This window comes from Oceanobacillus aidingensis (assembly GCF_042654105.1).
Lineage (GTDB): Bacteria > Bacillota > Bacilli > Bacillales > Amphibacillaceae > Oceanobacillus > Oceanobacillus oncorhynchi.
Genome location: NZ_JBHSFT010000004.1, coordinates 1 through 15,979 on the forward strand (window position 1 = coordinate 1; position 15,979 = coordinate 15,979).

Below are 15,979 nucleotides of genomic sequence, written 5' to 3' on the forward strand. Positions count from 1 at the left end.
AGAAAGAAAATTCTATGGCAACAAGAGGTAAAGCTTGTGTTAAAGCAAGCTTATAAATAAAGAGGTGGAGGAATGATATTCCACCACCACATTTGACATAGAACCAAAAAAACATGTTTTTTTCAGTGCTTGACATTTACATAGACTAACAGTAGAATCTTTATTGGGCTCTTTGAATATAATTACAAAGCGTTTCCCCTGAGAGATGAGAGGGGAAACGCTTTTCTTGTTAGATAGAGAAATAAATTGAAATAGTTTTGTGTGATAGCTTTTACCATCTATGTAAATGCTACGGACAGGACAATCATTCCAAAGAACGGCCAATTTTATCACGGAGAAGCCTCCGTAAACCTTCCGCCTCAAAATAAATGTATTCGGGCGAGAGATAACGGGCGCTAACTCCCTGAATCACTTAATCAATGCATAACATAAAATAAAGAAAGAAGGATGAGAACAAGTGACAAAGTATATTTTTGTAACTGGCGGCGTAGTATCATCGCTTGGAAAAGGGATTACAGCAGCTTCATTAGGACGTTTATTAAAAAACCGCGGATTAAAAGTAACGATTCAAAAATTTGATCCGTACATCAACGTAGACCCTGGGACAATGAGTCCTTATCAGCATGGGGAAGTATTCGTGACCGAAGATGGCGCTGAAACAGATTTAGACCTTGGACATTATGAACGCTTTATCGATATCAACTTAAATAAATACAGCAATATTACAACAGGGAAAGTATATTCCAGTGTCATCCGCAAAGAGCGTCACGGCGATTACCTTGGCGGAACAGTACAGGTTATTCCGCATATTACCAATGAAATCAAAGACCAGGTATTCCGTGCAGGTGAAGCTACTGGCGCAGATGTTGTTATTACAGAAATCGGCGGAACTGTCGGCGATATTGAGTCACTGCCATTCTTAGAAGCTATCCGTCAAATTAAAAGTGATGTTGGCCGGAATAGTGTGATGTACATCCACTGTACGCTTGTTCCTTACATTAAAGCTGCAGGCGAAGTAAAAACGAAGCCGACACAGCATAGTGTAAAAGAGCTCCGTTCTCTTGGAATCCAGCCAGATGTGATTGTATTACGTACCGAAATGGCAATTACTAAGGAAATGAAAGAAAAGATTGCTTTATTCTGTGACATTAATGAAAAATCGGTTATTGAAATGATGGATGCAGATACGCTGTATCAAGTTCCTATTGCTTTACAGGAGCAAAATATGGATCAGATTGTTTGCAACCATTTTGGGTTAGATTGCCAAGATGCAGACATGGACGACTGGAAGGAACTTATTAATAAGGTTCGTAACCTTTCTAAAAAAGTCGAGATTGGGCTGGTCGGGAAATATGTAGAACTTCCTGACGCTTATCTTTCTGTTGTCGAATCCTTAAAGCATGCCGGGTATGATTTTGATGCGAATGTCAATATACATTGGATCAACTCTGAATTATTATCAGAAGCAGAGATTGAAACAGCATTATCGAAAGTAGACGGGGTTATCGTTCCTGGCGGATTCGGTGACCGTGGTATCGATGGAAAAATCCATGCGATTCGTTACGCGCGTGAAAACAAAATCCCGTTCTTTGGAATTTGCTTAGGCATGCAGCTGGCTACTGTGGAGTTTGCCAGAAACGTAGCAGGCTTAGAAGGCGCACATTCTGCAGAAATTAATCCGGGAACGCCATACCCGATTATTGACCTGCTTCCAGAGCAAAAGGATATTGAAGACTTAGGCGGTACATTGCGTCTTGGATTATATCCATGCCATTTAACAGAAGGCACGAAAACAAAAGAAGCGTATGACGGTGCAGAAGTAGTGGAAGAAAGACATCGTCATCGTTATGAATTTAATAATGTGTATCGGGAGCAAATGGCAGAAAAAGGGCTTGTTTTCTCTGGGACTAGCCCGGATGGACGCCTTGTAGAGACAATTGAAATTCAGGATCATCCTTGGTTTATTGCTTGCCAATTCCATCCGGAGTTCACTTCTCGCCCTACCAGATCGCAAGGATTGTTCAAAGGATTTATCGGTGCGGCTGTGGAAAATAAAAAATAAATGATAAAAGCAAAAAGGAGATATTCATCTATCACAGATGAGTATCTTTTTTTGTATTCACGCTGGGTTAAACAGCAAGTATAAGTACTTTAATCGCTTATCAAAATAAAATATAGGAACAATTTCCTCGACATCTATGCTAAAGTATGGTTAAAGTATTTTCCGTGGGCAGAAATACATCACAGAAGCAATTGCATCTATACTATCCCATAGTGCCGGAGAAAAAACGGCTGATTCACCATTGTGTTATGTAAATCTTATCCCCTGTTTTTTGGAAGAATAAGGTTTATTGAAAAAAAGCGAAAGGAGCTGAATCTCATCGAGACAATGGCTGCTTTGGCTGGCAAAAGGCCGGGAGGAACGATGAGCGGTGGTGTATAATTTTCGCTTGTGAATACACATCTAAATGAATGGTGGAAACTGCCATCAGGTCTGCAGTTTTAGCCGTAAAATGATTCTTGTTAAAATAGGGGGTAAAAAAACAAATCCATATAAATAAGCAGGAATTTAAATAAATATATCGAATTTTAAATTTAAAACAAAAATTAAATATATCGGAGGGTAAGTATGACACAATCAATCCTCATTGTTGATGACCAAATAGGAATTCGCATGTTGCTTCAAGAAGTTTTTCAAACAGCCGGTTATCGTACTTCACTTGCAAAGAACGGAAAAGAAGCGGTTGAACATTTATCAGAGTCCCCTTGCGATTTGGTAGTTCTGGATTATCATATCCCTGTTTACAACGGAAAGGCTGTCATGCAAAAAATAAAGCAGATGAGGGTAGAAGCAAAAACTATCATCATTACTGGACTGCCGGAAGTTGCAAAACAGGAACTGGGGGAAAACTTACCTGAGGAAATTATTTCGAAGCCATTCAATGTTGCAAAACTATGTCATGTTGTGGAAGAAATTTTGAAGAAAAACGAATGAATCACTGCTACTTTGTTGCGATAAAGTCTTGAAATTGGTATTCTTATATTGTAATGAATGTTGTCAGAAATTCATGCGGACAATTTGAAGGAGGAACTTGGTATGCCTTTAGTATCAATGAAAGAAATGCTCGAAAAAGGAAAAGAAAATGGATATGCAGTAGGTCAGTTTAATATTAACAACCTGGAATATATCCAAGGTATTCTCCAAGCAGCTCAAGAAGAAAAGTCACCAGTAATTCTTGGTGTTTCTGAGGGTGCTGGAAAATATATGGGCGGCTACAATGTCGTAGTTGCTATGGTAAAATCTTTAATGGATTCATATGGTACAACCGTGCCTGTTGCCATTCATTTAGATCACGGGTCCAGCTTTAAAAGCTGTGCAGAAGCAATCCATGCAGGATTTACTTCTGTCATGATAGACGGATCGCACTCACCGATCGAAGAAAATATCGAAGTAACAAAGAAAGTGGTTGAACTTGCTCATATCCATGGTGTATCTGTTGAGGCAGAGGTTGGTACTGTAGGTGGAGAAGAAGATGGTGTTATCGGCGGAATCAACTATGCAGATAAAGAAGAATGTCTGCGTCTTGTGACAGAAGCAGGAGTAGATTGCCTGGCGCCAGCACTAGGTTCCGTTCATGGTCCATACCAAGGAGAGCCTAACTTAGGATTCACAGAAATGAAAGAAATCCTGGAGTTAGTTAATGTGCCATTAGTACTTCACGGCGGTACAGGAATTCCTACAAAAGATATTCAAAAAGCAATTTCATTAGGAACTGCTAAAATCAATGTGAATACAGAGAATCAAATTTCCCAGACGAAAGCAATTCGTGAAACATTAGCACAAAAGCCGGATTTATATGATCCGCGTAAATATTTAGGACCAGGTACTGCAGCGATTAAAGAAACCGTAATCGGTAAAATGCGTGAATTTGGTTCTTCTAATAATGCATAATTGATTTCATTAAAAATATGTGTTAAAAAGAGCAGATAAGAAACTTTTTAATCACATCAATAAAAATATATCAGGCAAAAGCTGTACCGATGGTGCAGCTTTTGCTGCAAAATCTCAGGGAGGTAATCTAAATGAAATTTTTCATTGATACAGCTAATATTGAAGATATCAAAGAAGCGAATAAGCTTGGGATACTGGCTGGTGTTACAACCAACCCAAGCCTTGTAGCAAAAGAAGGGGTTTCTTTTCATGACCGCTTGCGTGAAATCACAGAAGAAGTTTCTGGATCAGTCAGTGCAGAAGTAATTGCTGAGGACGCAGAAGGCATGATAGAAGAAGGGAAAGAGCTGGCAGCCATCGCACCAAATATTACGGTAAAAGTACCGATGACCCTTGAAGGTTTGAAAGCGGTTAAGGTGTTCAGCGATTTAAATATCAAAACCAACGTGACATTGATTTTTAATGCGAATCAGGCATTGCTTGCAGCACGTGCTGGAGCAACCTATGTATCTCCTTTCCTGGGAAGATTAGATGATATTGGACAGGATGGAATGGAATTGATAGCTAATGTTGCAGCTATTTTTGACCGTCATCAGATTCAGACTGAAATCATTGCTGCATCTATCCGTCATCCAATTCATGTTACAGATGCTGCATTAAACGGAGCGCATATTGCAACCATTCCATTCAACGTTCTGTCGTCCTTAGTCAAGCATCCATTAACGGATCAGGGAATTGAGAAATTCTTAGCAGACTGGAATAATCAAAAATAATTGCATAGAGTTGGAAAAAAGACAGACAATAAGAAAAGGGTAAAGATGATATGCATCTGAATAAACAAAAACAACTTGTGGATCATAACTTCCATAGGAACGAGGTTTTTACATGCAAAAGTTATTAATTGAGGGTGGGCATGAATTATCTGGAGAAGTTCATATCAGCGGTGCAAAAAATAGTGCAGTAGCTTTATTGCCTGCAGCTATTCTTGCAGATTCTACAGTAACGATTGAAGGATTGCCGGATATTTCGGATGTAGATACGTTAGGTCAGCTGTTAGAAGAAATTGGCGGGACAGTATCCCGGGATGGTCAGGACATGACGATCCATCCAGAGAAAATGATTGCCATGCCATTGCCGAACGGAAGAGTCAAAAAATTACGTGCATCCTATTATTTCATGGGTGCCATGCTTGGAAAATTTAATAAAGCAGTTATTGGTTTGCCTGGAGGCTGCTACCTGGGGCCGCGCCCAATAGACCAGCATATTAAAGGATTTGAAGCATTAGGTGCTGAGGTGACAAATGAGCAGGGTGCGATTTATTTACGTGCCAAAGAGCTGCGCGGTGCACGCATTTATTTGGATGTCGTCAGTGTTGGGGCTACCATTAATATTATGCTGGCCGCGGTAAAGGCAAAAGGACAAACAATCATTGAAAATGCTGCAAAAGAACCCGAGATTATTGATGTTGCGACGCTATTAACCAATATGGGTGCCAAAATCAAAGGTGTTGGAACAGATGTGATTCGTATCGACGGGGTTCCTTCCTTACATGGTTGTACGCATACCATTATTCCTGACCGTATTGAAGCGGGTACGTATGCTATTGCAGCCGCTGCAATGGGGAAAGAAGTGATTATTGACAATGTTATTCCGCAGCATATGGAATCATTGATTGCAAAACTGCGGGAAATGAATGTAAATATTGAATCACACAATGACCAATTATATGTTGCCAGAACAAAATCATTAAGCAGTGTGGATATCAAGACATTGGTTTATCCTGGCTTTCCGACTGACCTGCAGCAGCCGCTTACAACACTATTAACACAAGCGGGGTATTCTGGTGTGATTATCGATACCATTTATTCTGCACGATTAAAGCATATTGATGAGCTCCGCCGGATGAATGCGGAAATAAAAGTGGAGGGCGGATCCGTGATTGTTTCTGGTCCGACTCAATTAGAAGGTGCAAAGGTAAAAGCCAGTGACCTTCGTGCCGGAGCAGCTCTGGTAATTGCCGGACTTCTTGCAAATGGCGTAACGGAGATTACCGGTTTGGATCATATTGACCGCGGCTATGAGAATTTGACGGACAAGCTTTCTTCTCTCGGAGCAACCATTTGGCGGGAAGAAATGACTGAATCAGAAATTTACCAAGATCAGAATACGTAAAAGAGACGGTTAAAAAGCGGAATAAAAGGACACATCGAATTTTTACAGCGCGGGGGCTCCCATCATCCCTCCAACTGCTGTAATTTAAGCCGGCAAGTCCTTTTATTTGCTTTTTAAACATCCTCTAAAAGAGAAGCGGCTTCCTTCTTTTTTATTATATAGCATGTTTTGAGGTATTCGGGCGGCCTGGCAAATACTTCTTATCGATGTATCGTTTTCCTGAATATTTTTAAACGCAGTGATAGAAAAGATACACCTGTCCTCAAATAACTTCTATTGTCGAAAAAGCCTGCAAGATGAGTACATTTTCGATAACTTCAGAATCATAGATAAAAGTCATAGTTAACATGATAAAATTCCTCTATTTTTGACAAAAAAGTCTATTGAATCTTTATTCGTAAAAGAGTATGATAATAGATGTTTAGTCAAACCAAGCAATTTGATAAAAGTCTGACAGGGAAATAGAAAAGGAAGTTTCATTTTACAGAGATATCGTATTCTTACCAAAATACGCAACTCTGATGACCCGCCTTCCTGAAAAGTACTGTCAGTCTAATAAATAACATGGATTGTGTCTGTTATCTCCAGACATCTGCAGCAATATCACAGCTTCTAACTGCTTCTCTCAGCCGGAGCAGGTCTTCTTAGTACTCCTTCCATATCATTATAAGGAAATCCGTTTTGCATACCATGACGAAAATGGTACTTTTACAGTCAAGACGATGATAGATGAAAAAGGAAGTTAGAAAGATTTAAAAATAATACCAGATACATATCGTTTCCGAAAAATAGGAAACGAATGATAAGCTGTCAACGAATCAATCATCCGTTTTTTCTCCATTTGATTAAAATCTTTAGCGGATGAAATTCTAATGAAGCGTATACACGATAAGACAGCAATAGGTAACCAAACGATCAGCTATGGAGAAAGATAGAGATGGTGTACTCCATCAAATTATTTATCATAAAATACAGAAGCTGTATGAAAAGATGGGACAATGTTTATTCGTCCTATTAAAATATATAAAAGAACCTAGAACAGGCGTGGTGATTTAATGGCAACACTGACAATCTCTAGTTTAGAGACAATGACGTTAAAAGAGATTTATGCACTTGCGAAAGATTATAAAATTTCATATTACGCAAAGCTGACAAAGAAAGAGCTAATTTTTGCAATATTAAAAGCGCAGGCGGAAAAAGATGGATTTTTATTTATGGATGGAATCTTAGAAATTATTCCTTCTGAAGGATTTGGTTTCCTGCGTCCAATCAACTATTCTCCAAGTGCAGAGGATATCTATATCTCTGCTTCCCAAATCCGTCGTTTTGATTTGAGAAATGGAGATAAAGTATCCGGAAAGGTACGTCCGCCAAAGGAAAACGAACGTTATTACGGTCTGTTGCATGTCGATGCAGTGAATGATGAAGACCCGGATTCTTCCAAAGAACGTGTCCATTTTCCAGCTTTAACAGCACTTTACCCAAATCGGCCAATCAGGTTAGAAACAGAAACAAACCAGTTATCTACACGTATTATGGATTTAATGACACCAGTCGGTTTTGGACAGCGCGGTTTGATTGTCGCGCCGCCAAAAGCTGGGAAAACGATGCTGATTAAAGAAATTGCAAACAGCATCTCTCAAAACCATCCGCATGCCAAACTGATTATTCTGCTGGTGGATGAGCGTCCAGAGGAAGTAACCGATATTGAACGTTCTGTAGGTCCGGACGTTGATGTCGTTTCCTCTACTTTTGACGAAGTTCCTGAGAGCCATATCAAAGTGTCGGAGCTTGTGTTAGAGCGTGCTATGCGTCTTGTCGAGCACAAGCGTGATGTCATCGTTCTGATGGATAGCATTACACGCTTGGCCCGGGCGTATAACTTAGTTATTCCTCCAAGCGGACGTACCTTATCCGGCGGTATCGATCCGGCAGCCTTCCACCGTCCAAAGCGATTCTTTGGTGCGGCAAGAAATATTGAAGAAGGCGGCAGCTTTACCATTTTAGCGACAGCGCTGGTAGACACCGGTTCACGTATGGATGATGTGATTTATGAAGAATTTAAAGGAACAGGGAATATGGAGCTGCATCTGAATCGTCATCTTGCAGACCGCCGAATCTTCCCTGCTATCGATATTCTGCGTTCAGGAACCCGTAAAGAAGAGCTCTTGGTAGATAAAGCACATTTAGATAAAATGTGGCTGCTGCGGAAAACCATGCAGGATTCCAATGATTTCTTAGACCGCTTCTTAAAACGGATGAAGAATTCTAAGAATAATGAAGAATTCCTGCAGCTGATGGACGAAGAAATGAAACGAAAAGGAATGAATCGTCAATAGAATCAGATGCATTTTGTCTTTTGTTAATAACTTCTATTGCATTTCATTCTATACACTGTTATAATCTTTCTATGTGAGTTTAGGTAGGGTGCATTGCATCGCGAACGACTCTTCGAATAACTCTGTTTCCAAGGGACTCAGGGCAAAAAGGAGTAGAAGAACATGAAAAAGGAAATTCATCCAGAGTACAGAAAAGTAGTTTTTCTTGATACTAGCACGAATTACAAGTTCTTAAGCGGATCTACAAAAGAATCAGACGAAACAATTGAGTGGGAAGATGGAAACACATACCCTCTATTAAAAGTTGAAATCAGCTCTGATTCACATCCATTCTACACTGGTAAGCAAAAAGCTGACAAAGTCGGCGGCCGTGTGGATCGCTTTAAGAAAAAATATAACCTTAACTAATTTTCTGATGAACCGTCTATCGGTTAAAAAGAATTTTTATAAGGAATGGAATTTGGAAAGGACAGGCAAAATGTCTCATTTTGCCTGTTTTTTTACTTTTAATGAGATAAAATATGAAAAATAAGTTTTTTTCATTTATCATATAATAGAAGATAGTTGAGAGTGCTGCCTGAGCTTCTCATTAAAAATAGTTATACTTATTCGCGAGAGGAGTTTCTCCAAATGCATATAATGAAGCGAAATGGCTGGGTAGAATTAATTTGCGGAAGCATGTTTTCCGGGAAATCAGAAGAATTAATACGTCGTGTCAGAAGAGCAACGTATGCGCATCTAGATGTATGTGTATTTAAACCGGCTATTGATAACCGTTATGATGAAACAGCAGTTGTTTCTCATGATGGCAGAACTACTATTGCAAAATCAATCAAGGATGCGGCTGAAATTTTAGAGGAAATAAAGCCCGATGTAGAGATTGTGGCGATTGATGAAGTGCAATTTTTCAATAACAATGTCATTGATGTCATCGAGGAGCTTGTTCGCCGGGATATCCGTGTCATTGTTGCCGGCCTGGATATGGATTTTCGTGGGGTTCCTTTTGAACCCGTACCGCAGCTGATGGCTTTATCGGAATCGGTGACGAAATTAAACGCCATCTGTCCATTATGCGGTTCGCCTGCCAGCAGAACGCAGCGGCTGATTGATGGAAAACCTGCTTCCTACGATGACCCTGTCATTCTGGTAGGAGCTTCAGAATCCTATGAACCGCGCTGCCGTCATCATCATGAAGTACCTAATAAACCAGAAGTAAATGTAGCACAAAATGTTGTAAAACAAGCAAATAGTTAATACGAAAACTGCCGAATCTATATATTCGGCAGTTTTTTATATAATGAAACCTCATTTTGTTGCGATTCCTCCTCGCCACCTTGCAGGATTAGGTTAGAGTTGGAGAAAGGCGCATTGATTACTCTCTTCCATAGAATGGCTTTTGCGATTACTTACCCAATTAAAACCATTGGCAGTTGAGTGAATCGTGTTGGTACTTGTTGTTGGATTTCCTGTTTAAAAATGATATTTTACTTATTTTGGAGTGAACGCCAAACATTCAGTTATATTGTGGTAAATGGAGTTGGAATAATTTAACGAAATTTCTTCTTACATATATAAGCATGTATCGAAATGGAAGTGTAATAATTCTTGGTATAATCATGATACATAGTAAACGCATTTTCGAAAGGTAAAGCCCGCGTTTGATACGCTTCCCTGAAAATACAACGCTTTGACTCTTTTGGTCATAAATAGGGATTTCATCGTTATCAAGAAAACTTGCTTTCAACGTATAAGATTCTTCTGTCAACATCACCGTTATCCCATGCTTTTCTGCTTTGTATGTGATCATTTGAATAAGCAGGCTGTGCGGGATAGCTGTAAAAGATTGGTTATTCCTTTTTCCTATAGCGGCGTGTTGTTTCCAGTCTTTATTTTGCCCGATGATGATGGTATCAATATCCTCTTCCAAGGCGATTTTCACGATTTGAAAACTGGCTTTATGAAAGAGATCTTTGATTTGAAGAAATCGTTTTTGGCTGATTTTCTCCAAACGTTTGGATGTAAACGGCCCCTCGTTTGTATTTTTTCCTTGACGGAAGATCCCTGTATAATAGGCTTTTAGCTGATTATAGCGTTGATTGACGGATTTGATATTTTTGCCCTTCACTAAAACTGGCCTTTTGCCTGTGTTCGTGACAATGGTTGCAAGATTATCCATACCTAAATCAACAGACATAAAACGGTTCTTGGATTCTTTTTTCTCTGCTTTTGCAGGAATTTGAAAAACTAATTCCACGACATATTGACCGTACTTGGGAACGACTCGAACTTGTTTGAGCCTTCCTTCCGAATAACCTAACTTCCCTATATTCAGGCGTGCTTTTGTTTAGGGAACTTCAAGAATTTATTATCTTTTACCATACAATCCTGATTGGAAAAGGTTATTTCTTTTTCTTTGGAACGACAATATCCTGGTATTCTAGGACGTGCTTTAAATTTTACGGGATTCTTTTTATACTCCCGTAAGCTGCCATAAAAAGATATCCAATTTTGAAAGACCATTTTCATAATGCCTTGACTCGATTGAATCGGTAAGGATTGAAAATCGTTCTGTTTCATCGATTTAAACAAAGCATTCAAAAAAAGGTACGGGATATATGGATGATCCTTAGAGGCCATCTCAAATAAATGACATTTGATTTCCGTTTGTTCTGATTTGGCTTTTTCCTGTTCTTCATACTAACCGTCAGAATCCTAATATTATTGAGGAAAAATAATTCACAAATCGGGCTAATTAATCAATTTCAGGTCGTTGCACACATGGAAAGAACGGGCAAATACACTGGATATAGGATGAGAGGAGGTTAACGGATGTCTTTTCACTATCCCTATTCGCCCGGCTGGCACCCTTATCGTCAAAATCAGGGAGGGTATACCCGGCAAAAGGAATATCAGAGCCAACGGAGCAATAGCGCACAGGACGCAGGTGTGGAAACGCAAATACAAGGTGATAACTATGGATCAGGCTATGAACTTCCTGTTCAGGATACAGCCAGCCAAAGACCGGGAAGCAATCTATATAAAGCCCATTCCGCTTCTTATCATGATGCATCACCGGATATGCAATACATGATGCAGATGATGATGGATTTAAGAAGCCAGCTGGAGCAGCTTAACTACTTGATTGCACAGAACAATCGACTGCTGCAATTTATGCATGAGCAAGAAGATACCAAATGTATTCAAGGAAGTGGCGGCGGAGCTGTTATTGTAAGGATGTGATAACGCTTGGCCGTTTTTTAAAACATTGTTATAGGAGTAAGGCTGATGAATAATACAGGCGGAGGAAAAGGTAACATTTATTAAAAAAATAAATAACAATACGATAATTGCAGGTGCAATATTTTACATCAGATTCGTATACCACAAAAGAAATCCAAATTAGCTTGGGTTTCTTTTTGATAAAAAGGGTCTTCTTTCTGGACAAATTCTTTTTCAAAGAAATTGTGAAAGTTATCGTAATTTTCGCACAAGTTGTATTACGCTATTCCTTCTCATGATACAATATAAATATACTATGTATCATTCTGGAGGTGAATACATTGAAATGGGAAGAAGTGCGCGACGCATTTCCGGAACAATGGGTTTTAATTGAAGTAGTTCAGGCGCATACTAATGAGCACAGTGAACGCATTTTAGAAGACATGGACCCTTTGAAAAAATTCTCCAACTCTCCAGAGGCAATGAAAATTTGTCAGGAGATTCACCGATACAATTTAGGAAGAGAGGTATATGTGCTTCATACAAGCCGGAAAAATCCCAATATCATGCAGAAAAAAGAAATAAGTATCAGATAAAGGTTAAAAAAATAAACTTTTCTTTTTAGAAAGATACGGAATTGGAAGGGAAAATAAGCGGATGCTGTATATTAAATTAAATAAAGAAGAAATCAAGAAAGAATGCCTATAGACAGGTCATGTATAAAACGTGCCGAGTTTATGGGTATTTTTTTGTTTATCGGCAACCCTGCTATTACTTCTCATCTGGTGTGCAATTGACCCGGATGCTCCCTTATAATATAATAAGACTGTTATGGAGAAAGAGGTGTATTCTTGTGTTAGATCGTTTGCAAGCACTAGAAGATCGGTATAATAAATTAAATGAAATGTTAAGTGACCCGGAAGTAATCAGTGATACAAAAAAGCTGCGTGAGTATTCGAAAGAGCAGGCTGGACTGGAGGACGTTGTCCAGGCTCACCGTGAGTATAGAGAAGTTACATCACAACTGGCAGATGCGAAAGAAATGCTGGAAGATGAATCAGATAATGAAATGCTGGAAATGGCGAAGATGGAAGTATCTGAATTATCGTCCAGAAAAGAAGAGTTGGAGGAACAAATGAAGATTCTCCTGCTTCCTAAAGACCCGAATGATGATAAGAACGTTATTATGGAAATTCGCGGTGCTGCCGGGGGAGATGAAGCTGCTTTATTTGCAGGTGATTTATATCGGATGTACTCTCGTTATGCAGAAGCGCAGGGCTGGAAAATCGATGTGATGGAGGCTAGCTCCACAGGCGTTGGCGGTTATAAAGAAATCATCTTTATGATCAATGGATCAGACGTTTATTCGAAACTGAAGTATGAAAATGGCGCCCATCGCGTACAGCGTGTTCCGGAAACAGAGTCTGGCGGACGTATTCATACATCCACTGCAACTGTTGCGGTGCTGCCTGAAGCGGAAGAGGTAGAGATAGATGTCCATGAGAAGGATATTCGTGTGGATACCTTTGCTTCCAGCGGACCGGGGGGACAAAGCGTAAATACGACGATGTCAGCAGTACGTTTAACGCATGAGCCTACTGGGATTGTGGTATCGATTCAGGATGAAAAATCACAGATTAAGAATAAAGAAAAAGCAATGAAAGTATTACGGGCTCGTATTTATGATAAATTCCAGCAGGAAGCACAAGCAGAATATGATGAAAATCGTAAATCAGCGGTTGGTACAGGAGACCGCTCAGAGCGTATCCGTACGTATAACTATCCACAGAACCGTGTGACAGACCATCGGATCGGTTTGACCATTCAAAAGCTGGACCAGATTATGCAGGGCAAGCTGGATGAGTTTATCGATGCGCTTGTCATGGAAGAGCAAGCGAAAAAATTAGAGCAGATTGGGGAATAATCAATGACCCAAACAAAAATTCATGAAGTCCTTCACCGGGCTTCTCTTTTTTTAGAAAAGGCAAATAGAGAACCAAAAGTGGCAGAAATATTAATCAGACATCATTTAGGGTTATCCAGACAGGAATGGCTGCTTGCTTTGCGTGACCCCATATCTGAAGAAAAACAAATACAGATTGAAGCAGATATAAAAAAGCATGCTGAAACTGGAATTCCCGTCCAGCATTTGACGGAATCTGAGGAATTTTATGGACGCATCTTTCAAGTGAATAAGCATGTGTTAATTCCCAGACCGGAAACGGAAGAGCTGGTGCTTGCTATAAAGGATTACCTTGCTGCGCAAACCGGACCTGTACGGGTGGTTGATATAGGTACAGGAAGCGGCGTTATTGCGATTACGTTGGCATTAGAATTAAATCATGCAGAAGTCTTTGCTACCGATATTTCAGCTGAGGCGCTTCAAATAGCCAAGCAGAATGCCGATCAATGGGAGGCAGATGTATCATTTCTGGAGGGAGATTTTTTATCTCCGGTTATTCATGAAACCACGCCATTTGATGTGATTGTTTCCAACCCGCCGTATATTGCGAAATCAGAAGCAGCTGCGCTTAGTGATACCGTCCGTGATTTTGACCCGGAGCTGGCGCTTTTTGCAGAAGAGGATGGATTGGCAGCATATCATATGATTATCGAACAAGTGAAACAGCTGCCCTTAAAAAAAGATACACTGTTGGCTTTTGAAATTGGCCATACGCAGGGGGAATCTGTAAAGAAACGGATACAGCAGGTTTTTCCAGGCAGCCATGTGGAAATCAAACAAGATATCAACGGAAAAGATCGAATGGTATTTGCGAGCCATTTAAACTGATGTCTGCATAGCCAGAATAACGAAAAAGTATACCCGGTTTTCAAATATATATTTCTATCAAACTTGTATAAGCAGAAATCTCCTTGTCCAAACTATCTCATAGATAGATGGAAGGGAGATTTTTTTATGAAAAAATTATGGATGGCAATGGCACTTATATTTTTATTATTATCGATTATTCCAGTAGTTAGTATAGCAAAAGAATTGCAAAATAAAGAGCTTGACTATCAGGTTATCCCGGACGAAGCGATCCGGCTGCGTATTCTGGCAAATAGTGACAGCGAGAAGGACCAAGATGTAAAACATAAGGTCCGTGATGAAGTGAATGAAGTCATCACAGAATGGGTGAAGGACATTGATGATATTGAAGAGGCAAGACAGCTGATCGATGACCGGCTTCCGGAATTAGAAGAAGTAGTCAGAGATACACTGGAGAAAGAAAATAGCGATGATGACTTTGAACTGGAATTTGCGGAGGATGTATCATTTCCTGCGAAATTATATGGAGACTACCTTTATCCGGCAGGGGAATATGAAGCGATTTTAGTAACGATAGGAGAAGGTTCTGGCGCCAACTGGTGGTGTGTCCTATTCCCGCCATTATGCTTTTTAGATTTCTTTAACGGCACCTCTGTAGCGGATGGAGATGCAGCAGAAGCAGAAGAGGAAGAAGAGGTCGAAGTAGAATTCTTTTTATTTAAATGGTTAGGCTTGTCATAGATTTGTTCATAGAGGCATACGATGATAGTAAAGCGTAGCTTAAGTTTAATCAAGAAAAAGAATGGAGGATGGAAAAATGCAAATCTACCAAGTTAAAGAAGCAAAACTAGAGCTGATAGAGAAATTTATGGAAAAGAACGGAACGCTTTTCGGCAAAAAATTAACAAAGGAGAGCTATGTTGTAGAAATCAACGGAAGCATGGAAGGCTGCTTTAATCTGGATATGGTAGATGAATCAACGTATTGGCTGAAGCAATTATATTTAAATAAAGAGCATGTAGAAAAATTATTTGTTGTATTTGAATCTGTTCTCGTCATATCTAGAAAAAATAACGTAAAATGTGTATATGTGCATAATCAAAGCCCGGTTGTGGATATCTTATTAGAGTCTTTACAATTCAAAAGAGAAAGCGATGTCACATTTAAAAATATAAATTCAGAAAAAACAGGGAATTGGTGGGCGTATCAGGTATCCTAATTTCTTAAAAAGGAGAGAAGCTTGATATAACTAGCATAGTTTATTTCGTAATTTGTCAAGTGAAAATTATACACACTATTCACAACAGGGTGTGTATAATTAGGGGATATATGTGAATTATCGTCATTTTGTGGATAAAAACTGTGAATAATGTGCATAAGTTTGTAAAAATACTGCTTTTTTGCGTTTCCGTTGTGTATCGACTAAAATAGAAACGTATAAAGTGAAACTTCATGCAGTGGGAGTTTTACAAAAGCCCTTCGGTGGGAAGAGTAATCGAAGCAATATTGTCAGGTTAATAGCCGCTA

14 protein-coding genes and 1 pseudogene are annotated in these 15,979 nt (G+C 39.4%); 14 read left to right on the top strand and 1 reads right to left on the bottom strand.

All coding sequences use genetic code 11. The annotated features are described in order from the left end of the window. Positions 1–457: 457 nt before the first annotated feature. From ACFO3P_RS03710 to ACFO3P_RS03745, 8 genes are all read left to right on the top strand, one after another. Entirely contained in the window at positions 458–2,062 is a 1,605-nt protein-coding gene (locus ACFO3P_RS03710; protein WP_042529456.1) for a CTP synthase, read from the top strand. Between the two features lie 567 nt (positions 2,063–2,629). Next, positions 2,630–2,995, top strand: a complete 366-nt coding sequence (locus ACFO3P_RS03715) for a response regulator (protein WP_042529458.1) — start codon at positions 2,630–2,632, stop codon at positions 2,993–2,995. A 102-nt stretch (positions 2,996–3,097) separates the two neighbouring features. Continuing rightward, positions 3,098–3,952 carry a class II fructose-1,6-bisphosphate aldolase gene (fba, locus tag ACFO3P_RS03720; RefSeq protein WP_042529460.1) on the top strand — a complete coding sequence of 285 codons (855 nt, stop codon included), beginning with the start codon at positions 3,098–3,100 and terminating at the stop codon, positions 3,950–3,952. Positions 3,953–4,083: 131 nt separating this feature from the next. Further along, positions 4,084–4,725 carry a fructose-6-phosphate aldolase gene (gene fsa / locus ACFO3P_RS03725; RefSeq protein WP_042529462.1) on the top strand — a complete coding sequence of 214 codons (642 nt, stop codon included), beginning with the start codon at positions 4,084–4,086 and terminating at the stop codon, positions 4,723–4,725. Between the two features lie 112 nt (positions 4,726–4,837). Further along, positions 4,838–6,124 carry a UDP-N-acetylglucosamine 1-carboxyvinyltransferase gene (locus ACFO3P_RS03730; protein ID WP_042529464.1) on the top strand — a complete coding sequence of 429 codons (1,287 nt, stop codon included), beginning with the start codon at positions 4,838–4,840 and terminating at the stop codon, positions 6,122–6,124. A 1,055-nt stretch (positions 6,125–7,179) separates the two neighbouring features. Continuing rightward, positions 7,180–8,463, top strand: a complete 1,284-nt coding sequence (gene rho, locus ACFO3P_RS03735) for a transcription termination factor Rho (protein ID WP_042529466.1) — start codon at positions 7,180–7,182, stop codon at positions 8,461–8,463. Between the two features lie 162 nt (positions 8,464–8,625). Continuing rightward, positions 8,626–8,871 carry a type B 50S ribosomal protein L31 gene (locus ACFO3P_RS03740; RefSeq protein ID WP_042529468.1) on the top strand — a complete coding sequence of 82 codons (246 nt, stop codon included), beginning with the start codon at positions 8,626–8,628 and terminating at the stop codon, positions 8,869–8,871. A gap of 222 nt (positions 8,872–9,093) precedes the next feature. Further along, entirely contained in the window at positions 9,094–9,717 is a 624-nt protein-coding gene (locus ACFO3P_RS03745) for a thymidine kinase (RefSeq protein ID WP_042529470.1), read from the top strand. A gap of 370 nt (positions 9,718–10,087) precedes the next feature. Here ACFO3P_RS03745 and ACFO3P_RS03750 read toward each other — a convergent pair. Next, positions 10,088–11,157, bottom strand: a pseudogene (locus tag ACFO3P_RS03750) (RNA-guided endonuclease InsQ/TnpB family protein); the annotation flags it as partial. Positions 11,158–11,292: 135 nt separating this feature from the next. Between ACFO3P_RS03750 and ACFO3P_RS03755 the strand changes: the two are divergent. From ACFO3P_RS03755 to ACFO3P_RS03780, 6 genes are all read left to right on the top strand, one after another. Next, on the top strand, positions 11,293–11,703 hold the full coding sequence (locus tag ACFO3P_RS03755) for a hypothetical protein (protein ID WP_042529472.1): 411 nt from the start codon (positions 11,293–11,295) through the stop codon (positions 11,701–11,703). A 320-nt stretch (positions 11,704–12,023) separates the two neighbouring features. Next, positions 12,024–12,278, top strand: coding sequence for a hypothetical protein (locus ACFO3P_RS03760; RefSeq protein WP_042529474.1), 255 nt, complete (start codon positions 12,024–12,026; stop codon positions 12,276–12,278). A 257-nt stretch (positions 12,279–12,535) separates the two neighbouring features. After that, positions 12,536–13,606, top strand: coding sequence for a peptide chain release factor 1 (gene prfA / locus ACFO3P_RS03765; protein ID WP_042529476.1), 1,071 nt, complete (start codon positions 12,536–12,538; stop codon positions 13,604–13,606). A gap of 3 nt (positions 13,607–13,609) precedes the next feature. After that, positions 13,610–14,473: a peptide chain release factor N(5)-glutamine methyltransferase gene (gene prmC, locus ACFO3P_RS03770; RefSeq protein WP_193064709.1), complete on the top strand. Its 864-nt coding sequence runs from the start codon at positions 13,610–13,612 to the stop codon at positions 14,471–14,473. A 126-nt stretch (positions 14,474–14,599) separates the two neighbouring features. After that, positions 14,600–15,193: a stage II sporulation protein R gene (gene spoIIR, locus ACFO3P_RS03775; protein WP_193064708.1), complete on the top strand. Its 594-nt coding sequence runs from the start codon at positions 14,600–14,602 to the stop codon at positions 15,191–15,193. Positions 15,194–15,269: 76 nt separating this feature from the next. Beyond that, positions 15,270–15,671 carry a hypothetical protein gene (locus ACFO3P_RS03780; RefSeq protein ID WP_042529482.1) on the top strand — a complete coding sequence of 134 codons (402 nt, stop codon included), beginning with the start codon at positions 15,270–15,272 and terminating at the stop codon, positions 15,669–15,671. The last annotated feature ends 308 nt before the right edge of the window (positions 15,672–15,979 follow it).